Genomic DNA, 24890 nt, shown 5'->3' with positions numbered 1-24890 from the left:
TCTGGAGTAAGGTTACCGGAGGTAAGACTATGTCACGGTGAGGAGCAGGTCGAGATGAGCACCTCCAAGCCCGCCGCCGTCCGGCGCGTCGTGGTCGTCGGCGGCAGCCGCGTCCCCTTCGCCCGCTCCGACGGCCCCTACGCCACCGCCTCCAACCAGGAGATGCTCACCGCCGCGCTGGACGGACTCGTCGAGCGGTACGGACTCCGGGCGCCGGGCGCCGTCGGGGAGTTCGTCGCCGGGGCGGTCCTCAAGCACAGCCGTGACTTCAACCTCGCCCGCGAGACCGTCCTCGGCTCGGCGCTCGACGCCCGCACCCCCGCCTACGACATCCAGCAGGCCTGCGGCACCGGACTCCAGGCGGTGATCGCCGCCGCCAACAAGATCGCCCTCGGCCAGACGGAGGCCGCGATCGCCGGCGGCGCCGACACCGCGAGCGACGCGCCCCTCGGCGTCAACGACGCTTTGCGCAAGGTGCTGTTGGAGGCGCGGCGGGCGAAGACGCTCGGCGGCCGGCTGAAGGCCCTGGCGAGGGTGCGCCCGGGTCACCTCGTCCCCGACATCCCGCGCAACGCCGAACCGCGCACGGGCCTGTCCATGGGCGAGCACGCCGCGGTCACCGCACGCGCCTGGGGCATCACCCGCGAGGCGCAGGACGAACTGGCGGCCACCAGTCACCAGCGGCTGGCGGCGGCGTACGAACGCGGGTTCTTCCAGGACCTGGTGGTGCCCTTCCGGGGCCTGGCCCGCGACCAGAACCTGCGCCCCGGTTCGACGGTGGGGAAACTCGCCGCGCTGAAACCGGTGTTCGGCCTCGACGGCCCCGAACCCACCATGACGGCGGGCAATTCGACCCCGCTCACCGACGGTGCCGCGCTGGTGCTGCTGGCGAGCGAGGAGTGGGCGGCGGAGCGCGGCCTGGAACCCCTCGCCCATCTGACCGCGTACGAGACGGCCGCCGTGGACTTCGTGCACGGGGACGTCGCCGGTGGCGAGGACGGCCTGCTGATGGCACCCGCCCACGCGGTCCCGCGCATGCTGGAGCGGGCCGGTCTGGGCATGGCGGACTTCGACCTGATCGAGGTGCACGAGGCGTTCGCCTCCCAGGTGCTGGCCACGCTGGCCGCCTGGGAGAAGCGCGGCCTGGCGCCCGTCGACCGCGCCCGGCTGAACGTGGCGGGCTCGTCCCTGGCCACCGGCCACCCCTTCGCCGCGACCGGCGCCCGCATCGTGGCCACCCTGGCGAAGCTCCTCGCCGAACGGGACGCCCCCGCACGCGGACTGATCTCGATCTGCGCGGCGGGCGGCCAGGGCGTGACGGCGATCCTGGAGCGTACGTGAGTGACCCTCACGTAACCCACAACATTGCACACCCCCGGCCCGGGACCGTCCCCGAACCCGCACAGACCTTCCACGTCAGGGCCGTACGATCTCCGCACCGACCGGTGGTAACCCCTTTCTCCCGCGGCCACCGGTGAGCGCCTCGGCGTGCGAGGCACGTATGTCGTGGCAGCACGCAGTTCCCCCTGCACGTCCCAGGAGCCGCCCGTGTCCACCGCCTATTCCTCCGCTCTCGACGACGACGTCTACGGAGCACCCGTCCTGGTCGAGCCGGAGATCCGGCGGCTGGACGGCGTCGTACGGGAAGTGTCCGTACCGCCGTTCGCCCGGCAGGTGCGGCACGGGTCGCTCGCCGACCTGCCGTTCGAGAACGCGAGCACGGCGCCGGACGAGGTGGTGCTCAGCCGGAAGACGGCGGACGGCGACTGGCGGGACGTGACGGCGCGGCGATTCGCCGACGAGGTCCTGGCCGTCGCGAAGGGGCTGATCGCCGAGGGCCTGACGCCGGGCGACCGGATCGCGGTCATGGCCCGCACCCGCTACGAGTGGACGCTGCTCGACTTCGCCGCCTGGGCCGCCGGACTGGTCACCGTCCCCGTCTACCCCACCTCCTCCGTCTTCCAGACCCGCTGGATCCTGCACGACTCCGGCGCGGTCGCCCTGGTCACGGAGACCGCGGGACAGGCCGCCGCCCTCGGCCCCGAGCTCGCGCACCTCCCCGACCTGCGGCGGGTGTGGGTCGTGGAGAAGGGCCACGTCGACGCGCTCGCGGAAGCCGGCGCGCACGTACCCGACCAGGAGGTGGAGGTGCGCCGCGGCGTCCTGGGCCCCGACACCCTCGCCACCCTCGTCTACACCTCGGGCACCACCGGCCGCCCCAAGGGCTGCGCCCTCACCCACGGCAACTTCTTCGCCGAGGTGGACAACGCCATCGAGCTGCTCTACCCCGTCTTCAAGGCCCGGACCGGCGAAGAGGCCTCCGTCCTGCTCTTCCTGCCGATGTCCCACATCTTCGGCCGGATGGTCGCCGTCGCCTGTGTGCGCGCCCGGGTACGCCTCGGCCACGCGCCGAGCCTGGCCGCCGAGGACCTGCTGCCCGACCTGGCGAGCTTCCGTCCCACCTGCCTGCTGGCCATCCCGTACATGCTGGAGAAGGTCTTCAACACCGCCCGGGCGAAGGCGGAGGCGGGCGGACGGCTCTCGGCCTTCGACCGCGCGGAGTCGGTGGCCCGCCGCTACGGCGAGGCCGTCGAGGCCCGCCAGACGGGGGCGGGAGCCGGCCCGTCCCGCTCCCTGAAGACGGCCCGCGCCTTCTACGACCCGCTGGTCTACCGCAAGATCCGCAACGCCATGGGCGGCAAGGTGCGGTACGCCATCTGCGGCGGCTCCCCGCTCGGCCCCCGCCTCGCCGCGTTCTACGCCGGTGCCGGCATCGAGATCTTCGAGGGCTACGGCCTGACGGAGACCACCGGCGCCTCGACGGTGACACCCCCGATGAAACCCCGTCTGGGCACGGTGGGCTGGCCGCTGCCGGGGACGCGGATCCGCATAGCGGCGGACGGCGAGATCCTGGTCGGCGGCGAGCACGTGCTGCGCGGCTACTGGGACTCCCGGGCGGGCGGAATCGTCCCCGCAGCCCCCGACGGCTGGCTGCACACCGGCGACCTCGGCGAACTGGACGACGAGGGCTACCTGACCATCACGGGCCGCAAGAAGGAGCTGATCATCACCTCCGGCGGCAAGAGCGTCGCCCCGGCCCCGCTGGAGAACTGGCTCCGCTCGCACCCGCTGATCTCCCAGGTCATGGTGGTCGGCGACAACCGCCCCTACGTCTCCGCCCTGATCACCCTCGATCCCGCCGGCCTCACCCACTGGCGCCGTATGAACGGCAAGCACCCGGTCCCGCCGGAACTCGTCCTCGACGACGAGGAGCTGTACGCGATCCTCCAGCGCGCGATCGACGAGGCCAACAAGATGCTCTCCCGTCCGGAGTCGATCCGCCGCTTCACCGTCCTCCCGGTGGACTTCACGGAGGAGGCGGGCCACCTGACCCCGTCGATGAAGCTGCGGCGCGAGGAGATCCTGCGGGACTTCGCGGCGGAGGTGGAAGGGCTGTACGGGGGGTAGGCCCGGGTCACCCCGCCGCCGCGCGGGCGATCAGGAACGCCTGGGGCGTCGACTCGCCCTGGTCCGTGTCGGCGGTGCGCACCGTGTGCTGGACGAGGGTGAAACCGGCCGCCTCCAGGAGCGCGACGACGCGTTCCGGGCGCATGCGCCGGAAGTCGAGGGTGACCGGGTGGCCCCAGGGGCGCTCGTGGCGGCGGGGTTCGTCGCCGCACTGGAACGCGAGCAGCAGATGGCCCCCGGGCGCCAGGACCCGGCGGAACTCGGCGTAGACGGCGGGCAGCTCGTCCTGCGGGGTGTGGATGGTGGAGTACCAGGAGACGGCGCCGGCGAGGGCACCGTCGGGGAGGTCCAGGTTCCGCATCGAGCCCTGCTCGAAGCGCAGGCCGGGGTTCTCGCGGCGGGCGATCGCGAGCATCCCCTCCGACAGGTCGAGACCGAAGACGGAGAGCCCGAGGGAGGCGAGATGCGCGGTCACCCGTCCGGGACCGCACCCCAGGTCGGCCACCCGGCCGCCCTCACCGACCAGTTCGGCGAAACCGGCCATCACCGCCCGGTCCAGGGGCATGACGGAGAGGGAGTCACGGAACAGGGCGGCGTAGTCCTCGGCGATGGCGTCGTAGAAGGTGCGGGTGGCGACGGTGTGATCGGCGTCGGTGGCGGTCATGGGCGGTGACCCTACTCGCCTCCACCGACAGCTCCGGGGGCATGGGGCGAAACCGGCCTCGCGCTCTTCGCGGCCGGGCGGGCACGCGCCGGACGCACGGGCGCGACGTCTGCGCGGTGGGGCCGGAACCGGGACCGTACGCGCCTTCGAGCCGCACATTCCGGGGATCGTGGAGCACATCGTGGTCGGCGCGGGACGGGTGAAGGCGGGGCCCGGCGGAGAGAGCGGGGAGAGCGGAGAGAGTGGGGAGAGCGCGGAACTCGGCCCGGAGGACCGCATGACGTACCGCGGGGATGTGCCGCACGCGTACGAGGCGCGTGTACGAGGCGTGGGAGGCCGGTACGAAATTCGTACTGATCATGCAGCACGTATGAGAGGAATTCCCCGAATATTCACCGAGGTATTTCGATGGCGGGATCGGGGGCGGGAGGGAAAAGGCAGGAGCCCCGTCGCCTGACGGCGCGGGGCTCCTTGGGTACTGCTAGTCGTTCCCGGATCGGCGAGGATCAGACCGGGGTGACGTTCTCCGCCTGCGGGCCCTTCGGACCCTGCGTGACGTCGAAGGACACCTGCTGGTTCTCCTCAAGGGAGCGGAAGCCGCTCGCGTTGATCGCGGAGTAGTGGACGAAGACGTCGGGGCCGCCGCCTTCCTGGGCGATGAAACCAAAGCCCTTTTCGGCGTTGAACCACTTCACGGTTCCGGTAGCCATAAGCCCTCCTTGGGCCCAAAGGGTTGCCCTGCTCCAGAACCAGCAAGTGTGAAGACTATTCCGCACAAGTGCATCCGTCTGAGAACGACGAGAGCCCGCGGTCACATGCTCCGCAGGCTCTGTACTGCAAGGGAAACCAAACTGCAACTTGCGACGAGCCTAGCACGCAGACTCCCGAATGCAATAGAGGTCAAGATCACGTCACCCGAATGTTTGAACACTCCGTCCGTCACGGGCGTTCGATCGAACATGTGGGCGATCGAGGGGGTGAGGGGGTGAGGGTCCGCCCACCGGGGACGAGGACTAGCCTCACGATGTGGACAATCCTCGCACCCGGCCGCGCGTCGGCCACATCCAGTTCCTGAACTGCCTGCCCCTGTACTGGGGGCTCGCGAGAACGGGCACGCTCCTCGACTTCGAGCTGACGAAGGACACCCCGGAGAAGCTCAGCGAGAAGCTGGTGCAGGGCGACCTCGACATCGGGCCCATCACCCTCGTCGAGTTCCTCAAGCACGCGGACCAGCTCGTCGCCTTCCCGGACATCGCCGTCGGCTGCGACGGCGACGTCATGTCCTGCGTGATCGCCTCGCAGGTCCCGCTGGACCGGCTGGACGGAGCACGGGTCGCCCTCGGGTCGACCTCCCGCACCTCCGTACGCCTCGCCCAGCTCCTCCTCGCCGAGCGGTACGGCGTCCGGCCCGACTACTACACCTGCCCGCCCGACCTGAGCCTGATGATGCAGGAGGCCGAGGCCGCCGTCCTCATCGGCGACGCGGCCCTGCGCGCCAACATGCTCGACGGCCCCCGCTACGGACTCGACGTGCACGACCTGGGCGCCCTGTGGAAGCAGTGGACGGGCCTGCCGTTCGTCTTCGCGGTGTGGGCGGTGCGCCGCGACTACCTGGAGCGCGAGCCGCTCATCACCCGCAAGGTGCACGAGGCCTTCCTCGCCTCCCGCAACCTCTCCCTGGAGGAGGTCGACAAGGTCGCCGAGCAGGCGGCCCGCTGGGAGGCCTTCGACGAGGCGACCCTGGCGCAGTACTTCACCACCCTCGACTTCAGCTTCGGCGCCCCGCAGCTGGAGGCGGTCGCCGAGTTCGCCCGCCGGGTCGGGCCGACGACCGGGTTCCCGGCCGACGTGAAGGTCGATCTGCTCCGGCCCTGAGGCCGCGGGCGGCCCGCCCACTACCCTGCTGGAGGATTCCGGCGTACGGGCGTGACGGGGGAGGGGTGGACGCCATGCGGCCGCTCGAAGCGGACGAGCCCACGGCCGTGGGCCCCTACCGGCTGCTCGGCCGGCTCGGCTCCGGCGGCATGGGCCGCGTCTACCTGGGCCGCAGCGCGGGGGGCCGCACGGTCGCGGTGAAGATCGTGCACCCCCACTTCGCGCTGGACGACGAGTTCCGCGCCCGGTTCCGACGCGAGGTCGACGCCGCCCGCCGGGTCGGCGGCGCCTGGACGGCCCCCGTCCTGGACGCCGACCCCGGCGCCCGGGTCCCCTGGGTCGCCACCGCCTACGCGGCCGGCCCGTCCCTCGCCGCCGCGGTCACCGACACCGGCCCGCTGCCCGCGCCCACCGTACGGGCGCTCGGCGCGGGCCTCGCCGAGGCGCTGACCGCCGTCCACGCGCTGAACCTGGTGCACAGGGACGTGAAACCGTCCAACGTCCTCCTCACCCTCGACGGCCCCCTCCTGATCGACTTCGGCATCGCCCGCGCCACGGACAGCACGGCGTCCCTGACGTCGACGGGCGTGTCCATCGGCTCCCCCGGCTACATGTCCCCCGAGCAGATCCTCGGCAAGGGCGTGACGGGCGCGGCGGACGTCTTCTCCCTCGGCGCGGTCCTGGCGTACGCGGCGACGGGCAGCCCGCCCTTCCCCGGCGACTCCTCGGCGGCGCTGCTGTACAAGGTCGTGCACGAGCCGCCCGAGCTGGACGGGATGGACGGGCTGGACGGCGAGCTGCGCGAGCTCGTCGCGGCGTGCCTCGACAAGGACCCGTCCGCCCGCCCCACCCCTGCCGAACTGGCCCGCCGCCTGGCCCCCGAGGGCGGCGCGGCCCGCCTGATGACGGCCGGCTGGCTGCCGGGAGCCCTGGTGGAGCAGGTGAGCCGGGCCGCGGTACGACTCCTGAACCTGGAGGCGACGGGGGAGGGGCCGTCGGGGCCGGTGGGGTTCAGCAGGCCGTCGGTGGGGGAGCCGGCGGGCGGGGCTCCGGTGGGCGAGGGCTTCGGTGATCCGGATGTGGGGGGTTCCGTGCCGGCCGGGGGCCTCGGTGATCCGTCCGAGGGGGGTTCCCCGGGGGGTTCCCCGTCGGCCGGCGCGGTGTCCGGGGGCTTCGGCCCGCCGCCCGTGATGCCGGTGACACAGGGGCCGGGCGTGGCCGCCGTCCCCGAGCCACGCGACGCACCGTCCCACGCCCCCGCGACCCCGCACCCGCCCACCCAACCGGTGGACCGGGGCAGCCCGGGTGACCCGGATGGCCCGGACGGCCGGGGCGGTCCCGGGAAACTCTCCGTCTCCTTCGCGGCCGCCTCCTCCCCCGACCGCGGCGGCCGGGGCCGGCGCGTCAGCTGCACGGTCGCCCTCGCGGTGGCGGGCGCGCTGGCCGCGGTGACCGTCGGCTCCGTCTTCGTACTCGACCTGCTGCCGGGCGGCTCCAAGGGCGGCGCCGCACAGTCCGACGACGGGGGCGAGTCCGAGGAACCGGCCTCCCCCGTCACCGTCCCCGCCGCCTACCTGGGCACCTGGGAGGGCCAGGCCAACTCCCGCGAGAGCATCGCCATTCCGCTCGGCACGTTCCGCGTCACCCTCGAACAGGCGGAGATCGGCGAACAGGTGGGCACCCTCCGCCACACGGACATCTTCGGCGGCGTCTGCGACGACGTCCTCACCCTGAAACAGGTCACGAGGAAACAGCTCGTCACGACGTCCGTCGGCGCGAAGTCCAACCGCGACGTCTGCAACCAGGCCGAGCACACGGTCCGCCTCACCCCGGCCGGCGACGACCTCGTGTACGAGTCGGACAGCAAGGAGTCGGGGTCGCCGAAGGCCCGGTTGTCGAAGATCAAGTAAGTGCCCTTCGGCTCCTCCCGGTCGCTGTCCGTCTCCCCGCACTCACTAATGTGTCTGCGTCGGCGAACGACACCAGGCGCAGCACATGCCGCACGGGCATCATGACGGGGAAGGCCACCATGGAGACTCTGCAGCCGGACGACCCTCGCGAGCTGGGCAGTTACCGCCTGCTGCGAAGACTGGGCGCCGGCGGCATGGGGCGGGTGTACCTGGCGCGTTCGCCCGGTGGCCGTACCGTCGCCGTGAAGGTGGTGCGCCCGGATCTCGCGGCGGACGCCGGCTTCCGGGAGCGCTTCCGGCACGAGGTGGAGATCGCCAAGGCGGTGTCCGGCCGCTACACCGCGCCGGTCGTGGACGCCGACCCGGACGCGTCACTTCCCTGGCTGGCGACGTCGTACGTGCTCGGTCCCGACCTCACGGACGTGGTCGCCGCGCACGGCGCGCTGCCGGAGCGCACGGTCCGTGCCCTGGCCGTCGGCCTCGCCGCGGCACTGCAGGAGGTGCACGCGGCGGGTCTGATCCACCGCGACCTCAAGCCGTCCAACGTCCTGCTGGCCGCCGACGGCCCCCGTGTCATCGACTTCGGCATCGCACGGGCGGTCGACGGAAGCCGTATGACACAGACCGGAGTCGTGGTCGGATCGCCCGGCTACATGTCCCCCGAGCAGGCGCAGGGCAAGGACGTCGGCACGGCGGGCGACGTCTTCTCCCTGGGCGCGGTGCTCGCCTTCGCGGCGACCGGCCGGGGGGCCTACGGAGACGGCGCCTCCTCGCACGCCGCGCTGCTCTATCAGATCGTGCACGGCGAGCCCGACCTCACCGGCGTACCGCAGTCGCTGCTGGGCCTGGTCCGCGCCTGCCTGACGAAGGACCCCGCACAGCGTCCCGCACCGGCGCAGATCGTGACGTCACTGGCCCCGCAGGGAGTCGGGCCCGTCCTGACCGACTGGCTGCCGTCGGCGGTGGCGTCGACGATCGCGACGCACGCCGCGGGGATACTCGACCTCGACGCCCCGGAATCGGCCCCGGCCGTGGCGTCCTTCGGTCCGGCGCCGACCATGACGGCGGGGCCCGGTGCGAGCAACCCGGCCCAGGCGTACGGCAGTCACCCCGGCGGTACGCCGGCCCCTGGATACGGTGGCACGCCGACCCCCGGTTACGGCGGCGCGCCCGCACCGGGTCATGGCGCTCCCGCTCACGGAGGCGCTCCGGGCACCTCCCTGCCCGGCACGGTGCGGCTCGGCGAGCCGGGCACCGGCACCGTCCGGTCCCGTCGCCACGCACTCGGCCTGGCGCTCGGCGCCGCCGGTGTCGCCGTGGCCGGAGGCGGAGCGGCCTGGTGGCTCACGCGGGACGGAGGCGACTCCCCTTCCACGACGGACGAGGCGGGCCGGGGCGGCTCGGCCGAACCGGCCGGGGAACGGTTCACCACGCCGCCCCCCGGCGTCGCGCCCCAGCCCCTGTGGCACACGTCGGTGGCGGAGGACAGCACCAGCGCGCTCGTGCCGCTGCTCACCCACGAGGGCCTGCTGCTGATCAGTGGCGATCCGCTCGTCGCCTACGACGTACGGACGGGCAAGGCCCGTTGGTCGAAGAAGGAGGCGTGCCGCCCGGGAGAGCCCCTTCTCTTCCACGACGGCAAGGTGTTCCTGGCCGACGGCGGCTACGACGGAGTGCTCGTCGCCCTCGACGTGAAGACCGGCGAGGAGGTCTGGCGGAGCCGGCTGGGCGAGTCCCTGTCGGTCGATTCCGCCATCGCCGTCGACGACAAGAACGTCTACGTCACGGCCAAGGACTTCGGCGAGTCCAGGAGCGCCACGGAATACCGCACGGCCGTGGCCGCCGTCAGCCACACCACCGGCAGGAAGACGTGGCTGCAGAGACGGGACTGGGGCACCAAGGACTACGACGTCCAGGGCAGTGTCTCCGGCAAGCACCTGGTGTACGCCGACTCCAACCACAACCTCACGGTGCGGGACACCGCCACGGGTGCGCAGCTGTGGACCAGGAAGATCGGTGAGGACTGGACCTGGCAGCCCACGGTCGCGGGCGGCCTCGTCTTCCTGCCGGGCGACGAGCTCACGGCCCTCGACGCCGACACGGGCGACACCCGCTGGACCCTGTCCTCCAACGGCCGCCGGGCCTTCCGCAACCCCTCGGTGATCGACGGCGTGCTGTACGTCAGCGACCACGACGACGGCGTCTGGGCGGTGGACGTCAAGACGGGCAAGCGGACCTGGCTCTGCGACGACCTGGAAGCCGACGGACCTGAGACGTTCCTGCGCGCCGGCTCCTCCTTGTACGGGGCGACCGGCGGCCTGTCCGGCGGCGGCGTCGTCGCACTGGAAGCCCGGACCGGCAAGGTCCGCTGGGTCTACGACGACACCAAGGACAACGGCGAACCGTGGCAGGTGACCCTCTCCGGCAACCGGCTGCTGGCCACCCACGGACCGGAGATCTACGCTCTGCCCGCCGTCTGAGGACGTGGTGCATACCGTGATGAAAGGCGGAGAAGACCATCGTAAAGAGAGGCGATCGCCGCATGCCCGGACCTGAATCCTCCGTGTACGAAGTCCGATACCCCTGGACACCTTTTCAACTCCTCGGCGGAGCCTGGACGGGGCGACTTGTCGCGTTCCGCGTCGACGACCGGGGCGTCACCTTGGGCGGAGCGCCCGCACGCCATGCCGACCAGACCGCGTTCGTACCGTGGCACGACGTCTCCGCCGTGGTTCTCTGGCAGCAAGAAACGGCCGCGCTGACCCCCATGCGCTACGTGGGGCTGCGTCGTCGGCCGGGGGCTCCGGCGCTTCCTGGGCCGAACGCATCGCTCAGCCGAGACCAGACGGCCCGGCTCGCACCGCACATTGATCATGACCTGTTCCTGGCGAGCAGGCACATCAATCTGTGGACCCTTGACCGTGAACGTCTCGTGAACGCTCTGCGCGCATTCGCCCCTCAGATGCCGTTGGAGGAAGTGGGACAGAACGGGGCTGACGGTTAGACGGTCTCGCCCCATGGACAACAAGGCGACGGCAGTCGCGGGCGGTGGCCGGGGCCCGCTTCGCCCCTGGCCACATCGGTGAGCTCACCCGGCTCATACCTTTCGAGATGGTCGACGAGGCACTGAAAGCCACCGGTCGGGTCCAGTCGAGGTTGCGGGATCTGCCGTCCCGCGTGGTCGTCTGCCTGCTGCTGGCCGCGTTCCTGGTGTGACGCAAGCTCACCGGCGCGCTGGCCGGTCTGTCTCTCGCCACGCCGTCGGCGAGCGCATTGGCCCAGGCCCGCAGCCGTATCGGCGCCGCACCACTGAAATGACTGTTCGACCTGTTGAAAGGATCCGTGGCCGGTCCGCGGACACCGGGGCACGACGGCGCGGGCTGCTGGTGGTCGCGCTGGACGGCACCACCATGACTGTGTCCGACAGCCCCGCGGTCCTGACCGGGTTCGCCAAGCAGGAAGGTAACCACGGCGGGACCGGCTACCCGCAGGTCCGCCTGCTGGCTCTGGTGGCCTGTAGCACCCGCGCCCTCATCGACGCCGTCTTCGGACCCACCACCTCGGGCGAGACCACCTACGTCCCGCGCATGTCGCGCAGCCGACAGCCCGAGATGATTTTGCTGGCCGACCGCAACTCCGCCGCCCAGAAACTGGTCAAAGACATTGCAGACGCTGGATCCGAGGTCTTGGTCAGGCTCAAGAACGGCCGCCGCATGCCGGTGCTGGCCCGCTACCGGAACGGCTCCTACATCTACACCCTCGGTCCGGTACCCGTGCGCGTCATCGACTGCGAGATCACTGTCAGAACAACGGCGGGACAGCACACAGGCCTTTTTACCGGCTCGCCACCACCCTGCTCGACCACCGCCGCCACCCAGCAGCCGAACTGGCCACCCCCTGCCACCAGCGGTGGGAGATCGGGGCCGCCTACCTGGAGCTGAAGTCCACCATCCTCGGCGGCCGTGTCCTGCGCGCCCGCACTCCCGAAGGTATCGACCAGGAAATCTGCACCCTGCTCGTGGTCTACCAGCTGCTTCGGACCGCCATGGCAGACGCCACCAGCACCCGGCCCGGCACCGGCCCGGACCGGCTAGCTCCGTTGGACCTACAGCGACAGCAAGGCTGTCGGCGAGTTGTGGCAGACCACCCCCTCGGGCAACCGGCTGCTGGCGACGCACAGCCACGAGATTTACGTGCCGCCAGCGGTGTAGCGAGGACGACGGGCGGCCGGGGCCCATCACATCGGCGTGGTGACCGTCAGATGCTCCCCGCTGCCGAGGTGCAGCATGCCCTTGCCCGGAGTGACCTGGCCGCCGACCATGCTCCGGTTCGTGCGGATGCCGATCAGCTCTCCCGCGGAGCTGTCCTGTGGCGACAGCAGGATGCCACGGCGAGCCTTCTTCATGTCGACCTGCCAACCGGAGAAGCCGTCGCAGATCTCCTCCTCGTCACCGGCGATGACGACGGCCAGGCCGTCCTCCACACCGCGTTCGACGATGCGCTTGAAGATGTCCTCGGCGTCACAGTCGTCGTGCACCTCTGCGTCGTCGACCAGGACGACGATCGGCTGCTCGGGGCTGGCCGACTCGATGAGCTCCTCCATCTCGTCCTCGTCGATGTCCCGGCCGGTGAAGACCTTCAGGACGCCTCCCGTCCCCTCCAATTCGCGTAGTGGGGACGGGCGAGGAGCCGCCACAATGAGCCGTACGCCCTGGGTGAGGTAGGAGCGCGCGACGTTCAGCAGTACCGTGCTGCGCCCGGACTTCGCGGGACCGCCGATCACGAATGCCGGAACACCCTGGGCGAGGTCGGGGCCGAAGGCAGTGAGCTCGTCGCCGCCGACACCCACCAGCGCCCACAGCAGGGAGGTGCTCGCCGCCGGGTCGCGCATGGCCCAGGCATCGGCGAAGGAGATCCGGCTGGGCAGGACGTCGACGCGGAACGGGCGGCGGGAGCGCGGCAGCCCAGCGTCCCGGGCGGTCGCCGCCTCGCCGATCGCGACGAGCGCGGCGGCCTGACCCTGACCGGTGGTGTCCTCGGCGAGCAGGGCGAACTGGGTCTCGGTCGCCGTCCCGCTTGCGAAGCCGCGGCCGGGCGGGATCTCCTCGGGGATCTTGCGCGCGTTGATGTCCAGCAACGAGAAGTCGCCGCGGTCCGCGAGGCGCAGACCGTACTTGTCCTCGGTGAGGGAGGAGATCCGTCCCGCCAGCAGTTGACGGTCACCGGTGATCACCAGGTGCAGGCCGACGCTCGCGCCCTCGCGCATCATCGCCATCACCTGGTCGGTGAGGTCGCCGTGGTTGTACTCGCCGAGCGTGGGCAGCCAGCCTTCCCAGCGGTCGAGGAAGACCACGAGGTGGGGCAGTCGCTCGTCCTCGGCCGCGGCGGCTCGCTGCTCCCCTATGTCGGCATAACCCTTCTCCGCCAGCAGATCCTGTCGCCGGGTGAGTTCTCCAGTGAGCCGATTGAAGAGCCGGATGACCCGCTCCTGCTGATTACGGCTGACGACCGCGCCGCAGTGGGGCAGCCGAGTCAGTGCGTTCAGCGCGCCGTTGCCGCAGTCGATGCCGTACAGATGGACGTCGGCGCTCGACAGGGTGCGGGCCAGGGAGCCCGCGATGGTGCGCAGTACCTGTGAGCGGCCGCTGCGCGGGCCACCGGCGATGAGCAGGTGTCCGAAGGTGGCGAAGTCGACGACGACCGGACGGCGGGCCTGGTCGGCCGGCAGGTCCGCGATGCCGTACGGAGCCGCCGGAAGCGTCCCCTGGCTGTGCACCTCCGGAATGTCGTCCAACAGCAACGACTCGTCCAGAGCGGGCAGCCACGGAGAGTGTTGGGCCGGAATGCCGAGGGCCTCGTTGGCCTCCCGGATGGCGTCCACCAGGACCTTGAGATCAGTGAGCTCGTCGTCCTCCCGTACTTTGGACTTGGGCTTGGTGAGCCCGGCCCGTCCCAGTTCCTGCCAGGAGAGCTCTCCGGCCCATGGGGCGAGCGCCGCCGGATCGGCGGCGCCCGGCCGCCGCCCACCGACGCGGCCGGACTGGAAAGGGATGAGGGAGGCGTGGCCGAGACGGACGTACGCGCGGCCCGGTGTGCTTTTGGCGATGTGACCGGCATCGGGAGCGTCGATGACATCGGTCGACTCACCGGCGTCGGTCACGCGCAGCGCGATCCGCAGGTTGGTGTTGGCGCGGATCTCGGGCGATACGACACCACTCGGCCGCTGTGTGGCGAGCAGGAGATGGATGCCGAGAGAGCGGCCTCGCTGGGCGATGTTGACGAGACCCGTCACAAAGTCGGGCAGATCGCGGACCATGGACGCGAACTCGTCGATGACGATGAGCAGTCGGGGCACGGGTGCGTGGGACGGATCCCGGCGCACCAGGTCCTGGTAGTCCTCGATGTCTTTGGCATCGGTGGCGGCGAGGATGTGCTCGCGGCGCTTCAGCTCCGCGCCCAGCGACTCCAGGGCGCGTTCGACGAGGTGGGCGTCGAGGTCGGTGACCATGCCGACGGTGTGCGGGAGTTTGACGCAGTCCTTGAAGGCGGAACCGCCCTTGTAGTCGACGAGGACGAACGTCATGTTCTCGGGAGTGTTGGCGACGGCGAGCGCGGCCACGATGGTCTGGAGCAGCTCCGACTTACCTGAACCGGTCGTACCGGCGATGAGTCCGTGCGGGCCGTCGCGTCGGATGTCGATGCCGAAGGGACCGTCGTACGACTCACCGATGACCGCCATGGTGGACTGTCCGCCCATGCGCCAGCGCGCGGCGACGTCGTCGCGTGTCGGGGGCTCCAGCTGGAGCACATCGAGGAGTCGGCTCGAGGACGGGAGCGCGGAGTCCTCGGTCTCGCCACTGATGTCACGCAGGGGGGACAGCGCCCGGGACAGCCGGGCACACCAAGCAGGGGAGACGAGGTCGGGCCGCACACCGGACCTGCGCCGGGTGCCGGTCTGCTCGACGCGCAGTCGCAGTTTGAGGGCCCGTTCGGCGGCCTGCTGGAGCTGTGGGGAGCCTTGGTACCAGGCATGGAAGGAGGGGAAGCCACCGGCGGCGGCCTGAGGGGAGTTGCCGGGCCGAGCGGCGACGGGGTCGGTCTGGTGCAGCGGTTCGGCGACGACGAAGGCCTGGCACTCGCCGGGCAGGAAGCGCTCTTCCTCGTCCAGGCAGATCGCGTACATGGCGACCGCCGGCCCTTCCCGCAGGAGTCGTACGACGCCCGGCAGCGACCTCAGCCGACGCGACCCGTCCCATACGACGACGATGTCCGGGTCGGAGAAGGCAGGACCGGCGCCACTCCGGTTGTTCTCCTTCAGAGCCTTCTGCCTGGCGTCGAGCAATTGCGTCAGCTCACCGACCCGGGCGCTCACGGTTTCGGAGTCTGTCCCGATCAACACGTTGACGTCCTGGCCGTTCGCAGGGCGGACGTGCGGGAGCCAGCGGATCCAGTCCCAGCGCGGCTGTGCGTGGTTTTCCGTGAGCACGTAGAACTGAACATCCATCGGGCTGTGTAGCACCACGGTCTGCGCCACGGCCCATCTTGCTAGCGCCTGTGCCGAGTCGCCGGGCCCCGCGATACCGATGACGCCTAGGTCCTTCAGAGGCAGTGCGACGGGCGAGTCCTCGATCTCCCAGGTGACTTGACGCTTGTGCTCGTCCTGCTCTGGGTCGTCGAGAACGACTTCGGACGGCACACGGCCGGTGCCGACCCGAAGGAGCAGATGGTCGGCGTCTGTGCGTCGCCTCTCCCACAGTCGAGTACGGGGACCGGTGCCGAAGGCGAGCACAGAGGCGGGATCGGGAATGGCGCTGCGTCGGTCGAACCGCTCCAGCCGCAGGGCGTCCTGAGCGTCCTTCTCGATCCGCTCCTTGGTCTCCTTGTACTCCTTGACCTGCTTCGCGTGGGACTTGCGTCCGTGCTTCTTGTCCATGAAGTAGTTGCCGAAGAGCATGACCGGGCTCAGCAGAGCCATGATCATGTAGTACCAGCGCCCGAAGATCATGACGGACACGACCGCGCCGACCAGCGGGAACAGAGCCATCAGCCACGGCAGCGGCCGGGCTTCGTACTCATTAGGCGGAGAAGGCAGCCGGAAGTGAGTCTTGCGCTCTGCCGGGCGCAGCCGGGGAGGCCGGTTGTAGTCGAGCCCTGCTCCGTCTTCCGACCACTTCAGGGCGGCGTCGGGAGGGGTGTAGCCGTCAATCTCCAGGAGTGTGTTGCCGAGGGCGAGTTGGGAGCCGAGGGGCCAGGATCCGCCGTCGAAGTCATCACCGTCGAGCCGGGGACGATTGCTGTCGTGCTCCTTCTCCTCCTTTTCCCCCTTCTCCTCCCCCTTCTGCTTCTTCTTTTTCTCCTCCTCCTCCTCCTTGACCCCGGTGTTCTTCTTCTCGACGCCGTGAAGGGCAACGTCGCAAGTGCCGTCCATGGCTATGGACAAAGTGACGGCGCGTGGGGCGAGTTCGGGATCGTCAATGCGGATGTGTGCGGCGGGGCCGCTGCCGATGTCGTACCGACCGACGCCCAGCCGGTGCACGGCACCGGCGGCGGGACCGCCGGCCACGCGGAACTCCACGACACCGGTCGGTTCACCGGGAACGCAACCGGCCGGATCGTGCAGACTGACCACAGCTCCCTCGCGCAGCGGTGAGCCGACGATGTTGGCGTCGGGATCGAGGGCGTAGTTGTCGACGAAGGCCTGCGGTGTGCCGCCGGGGCCGGGACGCCCGCCGATGGGGATGATCTCTGCACCACCGGCAACACCGACATGGCGAGCCAGCTCCCGAGTGATGTCGCCGACCGACGACTCTGGATCGGCGTCGAGCACCACATCGGCGCTGGTTCCGCCGATCGGGTCGACGACGGTCAGACTCAGGCGCACGTTCGTCCTCCTCGCTGGGCTGAGGCCGCCCCCGGAACGCTGAACACAGTGGAGTGACCTTAGCCGCCGTACCTTGCCCTTGTGCAACGGGATGCACACCGCCTTCACAGGTCCGGGATGTGCACCGGTTCACGCTTCCGCTGTTAGGTATCCCTGTCGCCCCAAGAGCCCCGCCCGTAAGATCTTTGCTCATGCGGACGGCCGGTGGACAACCGGGTGGTCCGCGCCAGTCAAGCCACGGGGGAAGGCCCTGCGGCGACGGGAGGGAGAGCTGCCATGGCCAAGGATGCAGACCTTACTTATGCCGAGATGGAGAAGAAGGCCACCGACCTCATCAAGGCGATGGGCGAGATGGAAGACATGCTGAAGGCCATCGAGAAGGGCGTCGAGGAACTCGTCACCAACGGCTTCACCACGCAGAAGGCCTCCGGTGCCTACGACGAGTCCATCAAGGACTTCACCAAGGGTGCGGCCAAGACAGTCAAGGGCCTGGAGGGTTTGTCTAAGTTCCTCACCAACGCCAAGAAGGCGTACGAGGACCTGGACCAGCAGCTGGCGAAGACCGCCAAGGGCTAGTGGTGTCGGCTGCGGCCACTAAGCCGTCCGAGCGTGGTGGGCTTCATGCAGTGGCCCACCGCGCTCGGGCATGTCGCCCCTTGCTCCGAAGTCCCATTACTACGTTCACCGATAGTTCAAGGACGATGGCAATTCGGCCGACGAGTACGGTGGCGTTCGACGTCGCAACTTAGCGTCAAAGGGACTGCTGAGGCTGGGTGGTTGACTCGGGAGCCGGTATGTAAGTACATCGACATTCTGTCGTCACCTGGCGAGCAGTGGTCGCTGGCCGAGCCGGTGAGCACCGCGTGGAAGGCCACGTCCCCTCGGTCAGTGGTCTCTGAGGGCAGTATGAGAAGCCGTATCTCAACCGGATATGATTGTGTGTCATAGGGGGGCCAATGTCGGATCAGACTGCCGACCTCACGCGTATCAAGGAGAGCGGCAGCGCTCTTTCCAAGATTCACCGCGACTTCAAGAACCGGGCGAACCCGGCGGAAGGTCTGGGCGTGAGCACGTTGGGTGACCAGAGCCTGGTCAAGGTCTTTGACGACTTTGGCGACAACTGGAAGATCCACCGTGAGCGTCTCATGGAGGAACTGGAGAAGCTGTCGAAAATCCTCTCCACGGCAGCCAAAGCTTACGAGGACATTGATCACCAACTTGCCGAGGCTCTCCGGGGAACCGACAAGAAGAAGCCCAGTGCCGACGGGGGAACCAAGTGACGCGTCCTAGAGCTGACGAGTGGGCAGTCATAGGAGAGTCCGGGGATCCGATCCCCGGTGACCCAGAGGAAGTCGCCAGACTCGGCAAAGATCTGCGAAAAACGGCAGAATCCATCAGAAAGCAAGCGGACGAGATCAAAGCGCTCTCGTCGGTTGAGGCGTGGAAAAGCAAAGCAGCCAAGGAATTCCGCGAGCAGGCCGAAGAAGCCGAGGGCAAGCTACGCAAGGCGTACAAGCGTTACGACACCGCTGCTGATGCCCTGGGCGAGAAGGTGATGGAAGGCGGATCCTTCACCGAGTACGCCTCGGAACTTCATCGCGCACAGAAAATGGCCGACAAGGCGTTGCGTGATGCTCAGGACGCCGACCGTGAGCACAAGGCGAGCGGTGGCGCCATTGACAGGCTGCCCGAGGATACGGCTGACGACGATCCTGAGCGCAAGAAGCTGAAAAAGCGCCAGGAAGAGGCGACTTCAGCCATGGAGCGAGCCAGGAAGGCGCTTGAGGCCGCCAAGGATGTCCGGGATGCGGCTGCCAAGAAGGCCCGTGAGTCCATTAGCTACGCCATCGAGAACGATGGGTTGAAGGACGGCACCTGGGACAAGTTCAAGGACTGGGTGAACGATAACGCCGGCTGGATAGAGAAGGTTCTCAAGGTATCAGGTTGGGTCTCTACCCTCTGTGGCACCTTGGCGCTCATGGTCGGTTGGATCCCGGTCATCGGTCAGGCGCTTGCAGGAATCCTCGGCACCATCGCCCTGGCCGCCACCCTGGTGTCGCTTGTGGGGCACACCCTTCTGGCTCTGGCTGGTAAGGGCAGTTGGTTCGATGTCGCTCTCGACGTCGTTGGCCTTGCGACGCTCGGCATTGGTCGGGCTGCCCTCGCGGGAGCGAAGGGAGCGTCGGCCGCGGCGCAGAGCGTTGGGCGTTCGGCCGCCTACAAGGGATTCATGCAGGGGGTCAAGGCGAAGCCCGGCACGGCTGCCTATAACAAGGCCGTCAATCAGGCATGGAAGAAGGCAAATGCTGTCAGTGGCGGCGGTGTGCGCGGAAAGGCTGCCGCCGAGGCTGTCGCCAAGGCGCCGAAGGGGTGGTTCCCCGGTGCTCAACGGGTGGCGGACGCCTTCAATCCGAAGTTGATTTACCGTGATTCGATCGACAGCCTCAAGGGCGTAAAGGACTTGAGTTGGAGCAACGTTCGGAAGCTCGGACAATCTGATACATGGGCAGGGGCCAAGCTGGGTGACCCAGGCATCAACGACGCGGCCAAAGGTATCGATCAGATGTCCGATGCTCTGCGGGCTGAGAGTGCGGTCACGGGAGCGGCAGACGTGCTCCAGACGCAGACTCGGATCTGGGCCGGCTCGACTGCCGTCGCGTCGACCACCGACGCTCTCGACAAGGGGGAGATCACCGGTTGGATGGGCGATCACACCGGGATACAAGGGCTGGATGACGGAGTCTGGTCGGCCACGGGGGTCAAGGACGCCACGACGACGAGTGATGGGTGAGTGAGGCAAGCCATGGGCGAGTGGGCGACTGATGTCTGAGCAACCAGGCCGAAATGGTGTACTGCGGCAGCCGGGCGAGCCGGTGGTACGACCAGCGGGCATGCCACCGCACAGCATTCACGTGGTACGCCGGGCTCGGCTGTACGCCGACGGGCCGAACTTGGTCGTACGCGACGCCCGATGCCGAGAGCGTAGGTACGCCGTTGGTGCCGACGGCATTCGACGCGCGGTCTTCTATACGCCCCAAGAGGTGTGGGGAATCGTACAGAAGCGCCCGACCGACCGCTGGGGTGTCCTAGTCTTCGAAGGGGAGAACGGGCGGGACCTCCTGCACGTGCCCCTCGCGGGGTGGCTTCCAGAGGCGGGGAGTATCGGTGCCATGGATCTGCGGCCGCATAAATGCCTAAGCCGCACTGGGCTTAGGGAGCTCGTTGAAACACTCGGCATTCCCCTGGAGGAGAGCCCGCAGCCCCTCACTGCCCTGGGAGTGCCAGACGGCCGGGAATACAGGCCGTATCGGGTGCTCTATGCCGGATTGCCTCGATGGCACACCTGGGTCAGAGGCGTTGGCCTTGTCGGGTGGTTCATCGCTCTCGTGATCGGCTTTGTTGCCGACCTCAGCTGGGCCATGACGGTTGCTGCGGGGGCACTCTTCCTCCTCCCAGCAGCTGATGCGGTGGTACGCGTTCGGGCTTGGTACCGCAACAGACAGCATGGCCTTCTTGTCGAAAAGGCGGAGATCAGGCCGTCTCCGGCAGCAGGAAGCGGAGTGACGCGGCGATTCTTGCGCACAGCATCTGTGCGTGTGCTCCCCCATGACCTAATCCTGACCAATGCGCTCGGTGAGGAGCGCTGGCTCGGGCGCACCGGCAAGCATGGAGTGGCGCGGCTGGTGCGGTTGGTCGACACCACGACTGGGGAGCCACTCGGTGTCGAGGTAAGGGATGAAACGGGCGAAGCGCGGGCACTACTGCCCTGGTGTTCCTGGTTCGCGGGCTCGCAGGGAAGTGATGGCTGTGCGGCATTGGTAACAGCGCTGGGAGTGCCGTTCTCGGACGAGAAGTGTCAGCAGTCAAAAGCTGCGCAACCGTGGTGGCGGGGTCACGAACTCGCGGGGGACGCACGCAAGATGTCACCGATGGAAGGCAAAGTAGCTCGTAAGCAAATCGGCTGGTACAGCTCGGTCGTCGGTGCAAACGAACCCTTGGTTCTCCCGTTCTTCAGCGGACTGCTGCTGGTCGGGCTCATGAGCGACGAGGTGTCAATGTTTCTCGCCGGTCTGCTGTCCACTCTGACCATCATGCTGTCGCTGGGACCGGCCACGGCGAGCGCGCTGGTCAGCCGCATCTCGTACGACAGAACGCTTGAGGCGGAGTAGGGCAAGACGTGATACGAGTTGACGACAACGGAGCACCAGTGACCATGCCCCCAGACAGCCACATGGCGCCGCCCTCTGATTACCGCCTGCTCATGCCCGAGGGATGGTTTCGTCTGGACATCGACCCCGAGCGACGTGAACGTTCGGTCGATGCCCTGGTGAACCGTCGCTTCGAGGGCATGGACCATGTGCCGCACATCAAACGGCAATTGAGGCAGGACTTGCTGGCACAGGCAGCCGCTGCGTTCCGCGAGGGCGGGATCGAGCTGTACCTCAGCTTGCAGCAAGCAGGACCCCTGACGATTCCGGCCTCCCTCCTGATCACCTTCTTGCCGGCCTCGTCCAGCGGAACCACCCCGAGCCTTGAGGATGTCGCCACTCGGCTGGCGTCCGACGGGCAGGCGGAGGCTGAGGTCGTCGAGCTTGCCGCGGGAACAGCCATACGCGTTCGCCGAGCAACAGGTGGGCCCGATCAGGCGCCGCCGGCCGGCCTGCCGGGGAAAGCTGAGGAAGCGCTGCCTTCGGTCACGCTTGACTACCAACTGCCGGTGCCAGGAACTGGGGCTCACTTGCTCATGACTTTCTCCACGCCGCTGGTACAGATCGCCGACGCCATGGTTGAGCTCTTCGACGCTGTGGCAGGGTCGCTGACATGGATGGACGGTGATGGCACCGGTGAGTGACATCAGCGAATGCGGCATCGTGGTCCCAAACGACTGGGTGCCACTCCCGATTGAGCCGTCGGACGATGTCCGAGGCTGGTCCAAGGCCACTGCGGCGGAACTCCGGGATCGAAGCAAGGCAGCAGGTTATGACCTCGACAGGGCGACTCTGCGGAAGGATTTGCGGTCCCGGGCCGAGGACAGTCGAAGCCGCGAACCCTTCTACGCCTTTGCTCTTTACCCCAACGGTTTCGACTTTGCCCTTGCGATCCTGGAAGTCGACCTAATCCATCCCGACGACACAGTCCCGGAGATCACTCTCGACTGGCTGGCAGAGACCTTCAGCGCCGACGATTTCGGTCCCTCGGAGATCTCCCACACTGACCTGCCGATCGGCCCCGCTGTGCGCATCAGGCAGAACTTTGCCGCAGATACCCGTTCACGTCGCAGCCCGGGAATCCTCATGGAATCACTAACATACGGGGTTGTGCCGACCGGTGCCGAGTCTGCGGTGATGCTGCTCATGTCGTGGACTGTGCCGGGCTTGTCAGAGGAGATGGGGAACGCTGCGGACAGTATCGCGAAGACACTGACCGTGGGCTTTTAATACTCCAGCTGTAGATCGCAATCTTGCTGGTTGGACCTCAAGTCCCGGGGCGAACTGCTCTCCGCCTCGATCGCGATCTACAGCTGGAATACTAGTGACCTGAAAGAGCTTTTTGTCCCGTCGGGGTGCCTGGTTCCGGTATGCGTGGCCGAGCGGGCTGGGAGGCTGAGGCTAGGATCGCTATCCGTGACGTGAGAGACGGCTGACTCGATTGCCGGAGACGTTTCCGCCCGTTCGCTCCTGTCTGATCCCAAGGCGCCCCCAGTCACCCCTGTTTGCGCCCTGTGGCTGCGTGTCTGCTGACGGGACTATCAAAACGTGTCCCGACAGCGGCCGTACCCGAGTGACCTGTCCGATGCCCGATGGGAACTGCTTGAGCCCATTCTGTCGACCTGGCGGGCCGAGCGGAGAGGGAAGGGCCTGGACATCGGGCGGCCACCCGAGCACGACCTGCGTCGGATCATGGACGCGGTCTTGTATGTGGACCGGACAGGGATCCCCTGGCGCTACCTTCCCCACGACTTCGCGCCGTGGAAAACCGTCTACGGATACTTCGCCGCCTGGCAGAAGGACGGCGTGTTCGACCAGCTCAACGGCTTAGACGTTGTCTCATTTGGTGAGTCTGCGGTGGCAGATGAGGGTGCAGGCGATGGCGAGGAAGTGTTCGGCCTTGCGTTCATAGCGGCGGTGCAGGCGGCGGCAGCCGGCCAGCCAGGACATCGTCCGTTCGATGGTCCAGCGGTGGCGGCCGAGCCGGGTGGAGGACTCGATGCCCCTGCGGGCGATGCGGTGCCGGATGCCCCGCTTGCGCAGCCATCGTCGCAGGTCGTCGTAGTCGTAGCCCTTGTCGCCGTGGAGTTTGGCGGGCCGGCGCCTGCGCGGGCCGCGGCGGGACCGGATCGGCGGGATACCCCGTACCAGCGGTTTCAGGGCCTGGCTGTCGTGGAGGTTCGCACCGGAGATGCCGACGGAAAGGGGTAGACCGGTCCGCTCGGTGATCAAGTGGACCTTCGAGCCTTTCTTGCCCCGGTCCACCGGATTCGGACCTGTCAGGTCCCCCCTTTCAAGGCCCGCATGTTCACCGAGTCGATCGCACACCGCGACCAGTCCAACTCACCGCGTGAGCCCAGCTCGTCCAGGACCAGACGGTGCAGCTTCGCCCAGACCCGGGCGGCACTCCACTCGGTGAAACGCCGGTGCGCGGTCGGCCCCGACGGACCGAAGACCGGCGGCAACTGCCGCCAGGTGCAGCCGGAGGTGGCCACAAAGATGATCGCCGCCAACACCTCACGGTCGCCGTACCGGCGCCGCCCACCACCCTGCGGCCGTGTCGGAACAGGTGGCACCACCCGCTGGAACAACTCCCACAACCCGTCCGGGACCAGCCGCTCCACGATCGTCATGCCTCAAGATTACGAACCCAAATGAGACAACGTCTAACTTCGCCGACTAGCTCGGGAGGCCGCGGGCCGGGATGCCGAACCGAGCGCGTGCGTGCTGGACGCCCAGAGCGTCAAGACCTCTGCCAACGTCCCGACCGCCGGGCAAGGCATCGACGCGGGCAAGAAGATCGCCGGACGCAAGCGCCATATCGGCGTCGACACCCTCGGCCTCCTCCTCGCGGTCTGGGTCACCGCGGCCAGCGTCTCCGACAACGCCGGCGGCATCCACCTGCTCTCCCACATCGCCAAGGACCACCCCACGATCACCAAAGCCTGGGCCGACACCGGCTATCGGACCAAGGCCATCGAACACGGCACCATCCTCGGCATCGACGTCGAGGTCCCCCCGCGACCCGGGCCAGAAAGGCTTCAAGGTCATCCCACGGCGCTGGGTCGTCGAGCGGACCTTCGGCTGGCTCATGAACCACCGCCGCCTCGCCCGCGACTACGAAACCCACCCACACCGCTCCGAAGCAATGATCCGCATCGCGATGATCGACCTGATGAGCCGCAGGCTCACACGAGAATCGACTCCGAACTGGAAGGACTCATAGCCGCCGGGCCACGCTGACCCGCGCGTCCTCGCCCCTCATTTCCTGCGGCCAGCGGTCATCAATGACACCCGCCGCCTCCCGGCAGGCACTACAGGCGTTCCCCCACTCCGGCAGCCACCAGTGATCCGAAGGCGACATACCGGCTATCTGGATTCCGCACAACGTCCTGTCGAAGACGCCGAAGGCGTGGGAGACATCGGCGGGAAGGCCGTCCGCGACGGCCCTCTCCCAGCGCATCCCCACGGGCAAGTACGGCGGCCGCGAGATCTCGAACCACTCGCCACCCACATGCGTGACGGCATGGCACCAGGAACAGGACCAGATCTCCTCTTGCAGCACAGCCGGCTGCACCGGCCATCGCCACATCGGCCTTCCATATACATCGCACTCCACGGGCGGATACTCACACGCTTCCGTGCGTGGCCCTAAGAAGTCATCTCATTTGGCTGGGTAAGCTGCCGGTCGTGGCAGGGATTGTTGAGCGGCTGGTGCCGGACGAGTTGTGGGAGTTGTTCCAGCGTGTAGTGCCGGAGGCGCCATCGCGGCCTCAGGGCGGTGGCCGACGTCGGCACGGTGACCGCGAAGTGCTGGCCGCGATCGTGTTCGTGGCGACCTCGGGCTGCACGTGGCAGCAGTTGCCCTCCGCCTCGTTCGGACC

Annotated in this window: 18 protein-coding genes and 2 pseudogenes; 16 read left to right on the top strand and 4 right to left on the bottom strand. The window is 68.4% G+C overall.

The features are described 5' to 3' along the window. Window positions 1-54: 54 nt before the first annotated feature. The gene (locus ACF1DX_RS34105) at window positions 55-1341 is read left to right on the top strand and encodes an acetyl-CoA C-acetyltransferase (protein ID WP_391795039.1); all 1287 of its coding nucleotides are present in this window, start codon (window positions 55-57) and stop codon (window positions 1339-1341) included. 207 nt (window positions 1342-1548) lie between these two features. Next, window positions 1549-3468 carry an AMP-dependent synthetase/ligase gene (locus ACF1DX_RS34100; protein ID WP_391795038.1) on the top strand — a complete coding sequence of 640 codons (1920 nt, stop codon included), beginning with the start codon at window positions 1549-1551 and terminating at the stop codon, window positions 3466-3468. A gap of 7 nt (window positions 3469-3475) precedes the next feature. On the opposite strand, the gene ACF1DX_RS34095 is transcribed toward ACF1DX_RS34100, so the two are convergent. Continuing rightward, the gene (locus ACF1DX_RS34095; protein WP_391795037.1) at window positions 3476-4132 is read right to left on the bottom strand and encodes a class I SAM-dependent methyltransferase; all 657 of its coding nucleotides are present in this window, start codon (window positions 4130-4132) and stop codon (window positions 3476-3478) included. Window positions 4133-4638: 506 nt separating this feature from the next. Continuing rightward, window positions 4639-4842, bottom strand: a complete 204-nt coding sequence (locus tag ACF1DX_RS34090) for a cold-shock protein (RefSeq protein ID WP_003992177.1) — start codon at window positions 4840-4842, stop codon at window positions 4639-4641. A gap of 316 nt (window positions 4843-5158) precedes the next feature. Between ACF1DX_RS34090 and ACF1DX_RS34085 the strand changes: the two genes are divergently transcribed. The 5 genes from ACF1DX_RS34085 (at window position 5159) to ACF1DX_RS34065 (ending at window position 11858) form a co-directional block, all read left to right on the top strand. Beyond that, on the top strand, window positions 5159-6007 hold the full coding sequence (locus tag ACF1DX_RS34085) for a menaquinone biosynthetic enzyme MqnA/MqnD family protein (RefSeq protein ID WP_391795036.1): 849 nt from the start codon (window positions 5159-5161) through the stop codon (window positions 6005-6007). Window positions 6008-6081: 74 nt separating this feature from the next. Then, complete coding sequence (locus tag ACF1DX_RS34080; RefSeq protein WP_391795035.1) at window positions 6082-7917, top strand: protein kinase; 1836 nt, start codon at window positions 6082-6084, stop codon at window positions 7915-7917. 119 nt (window positions 7918-8036) lie between these two features. Next, the gene (locus tag ACF1DX_RS34075; protein ID WP_391795034.1) at window positions 8037-10397 is read left to right on the top strand and encodes a PQQ-binding-like beta-propeller repeat protein; all 2361 of its coding nucleotides are present in this window, start codon (window positions 8037-8039) and stop codon (window positions 10395-10397) included. 631 nt (window positions 10398-11028) lie between these two features. After that, window positions 11029-11133, top strand: coding sequence for a transposase domain-containing protein (locus ACF1DX_RS34070; RefSeq protein ID WP_391795032.1), 105 nt, complete (start codon window positions 11029-11031; stop codon window positions 11131-11133). Between the two features lie 170 nt (window positions 11134-11303). After that, complete coding sequence (locus tag ACF1DX_RS34065) at window positions 11304-11858, top strand: transposase (protein WP_391795031.1); 555 nt, start codon at window positions 11304-11306, stop codon at window positions 11856-11858. 296 nt (window positions 11859-12154) lie between these two features. On the opposite strand, the gene ACF1DX_RS34060 is transcribed toward ACF1DX_RS34065, so the two are convergent. Beyond that, window positions 12155-16798, bottom strand: a complete 4644-nt coding sequence (locus ACF1DX_RS34060) for an FtsK/SpoIIIE domain-containing protein (protein WP_391795030.1) — start codon at window positions 16796-16798, stop codon at window positions 12155-12157. A gap of 276 nt (window positions 16799-17074) precedes the next feature. On the opposite strand from ACF1DX_RS34060, the gene ACF1DX_RS34055 reads away from it, so the two are divergent. The 7 genes and pseudogenes from ACF1DX_RS34055 to ACF1DX_RS34025 form a co-directional block, all read left to right on the top strand. Then, the gene (locus ACF1DX_RS34055; protein WP_391795029.1) at window positions 17075-17374 is read left to right on the top strand and encodes a WXG100 family type VII secretion target; all 300 of its coding nucleotides are present in this window, start codon (window positions 17075-17077) and stop codon (window positions 17372-17374) included. 380 nt (window positions 17375-17754) lie between these two features. Then, window positions 17755-18078, top strand: coding sequence for a hypothetical protein (locus ACF1DX_RS34050; protein WP_391795028.1), 324 nt, complete (start codon window positions 17755-17757; stop codon window positions 18076-18078). Continuing rightward, window positions 18075-19589 carry a putative T7SS-secreted protein gene (locus ACF1DX_RS34045; RefSeq protein WP_391795027.1) on the top strand — a complete coding sequence of 505 codons (1515 nt, stop codon included), beginning with the start codon at window positions 18075-18077 and terminating at the stop codon, window positions 19587-19589. Before ACF1DX_RS34050 ends, ACF1DX_RS34045 begins: the two co-directional genes overlap by 4 nt. 805 nt (window positions 19590-20394) lie before the next feature. After that, window positions 20395-20967, top strand: a complete 573-nt coding sequence (locus ACF1DX_RS34040; RefSeq protein WP_391795026.1) for a hypothetical protein — start codon at window positions 20395-20397, stop codon at window positions 20965-20967. A gap of 44 nt (window positions 20968-21011) precedes the next feature. Next, window positions 21012-21650: a hypothetical protein gene (locus tag ACF1DX_RS34035; RefSeq protein WP_391795025.1), complete on the top strand. Its 639-nt coding sequence runs from the start codon at window positions 21012-21014 to the stop codon at window positions 21648-21650. Beyond that, window positions 21643-22236, top strand: a complete 594-nt coding sequence (locus ACF1DX_RS34030) for a hypothetical protein (protein ID WP_391795024.1) — start codon at window positions 21643-21645, stop codon at window positions 22234-22236. Before ACF1DX_RS34035 ends, ACF1DX_RS34030 begins: the two co-directional genes overlap by 8 nt. Window positions 22237-22554: 318 nt before the next feature. After that, window positions 22555-22836 (top strand): annotated as a pseudogene (locus tag ACF1DX_RS34025) (transposase); the annotation flags it as partial. Window positions 22837-22845: 9 nt separating this feature from the next. On the opposite strand, the gene ACF1DX_RS34020 reads toward ACF1DX_RS34025, so the two are convergent. Further along, window positions 22846-23639 (bottom strand): IS5 family transposase gene (locus ACF1DX_RS34020; protein ID WP_391795023.1). Its coding sequence is split into 2 segments (ribosomal slippage): window positions 22846-23295 and window positions 23298-23639, totalling 792 coding nucleotides; the frame shifts between segments, so codons are not numbered across the junction. Between the two features lie 37 nt (window positions 23640-23676). Between ACF1DX_RS34020 and ACF1DX_RS34015 the strand changes: the two are divergent. Together ACF1DX_RS34015 and ACF1DX_RS34010 are read left to right on the top strand one after the other, a co-directional pair. Further along, window positions 23677-24232: pseudogene (locus tag ACF1DX_RS34015) on the top strand (IS5 family transposase); the annotation flags it as partial. A gap of 455 nt (window positions 24233-24687) precedes the next feature. Further along, the coding region (locus ACF1DX_RS34010) for a transposase (RefSeq protein ID WP_391795146.1) at window positions 24688-24890 on the top strand (203 nt) is incomplete at its 3' end.

The sequence above is a fragment of the Streptomyces sp. NPDC014676 genome (genome assembly GCF_043084105.1).
GTDB lineage: Bacteria > Actinomycetota > Actinomycetes > Streptomycetales > Streptomycetaceae > Streptomyces.
Note: the sequence above shows the minus strand (reverse complement) of the source record. Positions and strands in the feature narration are given on the sequence as shown.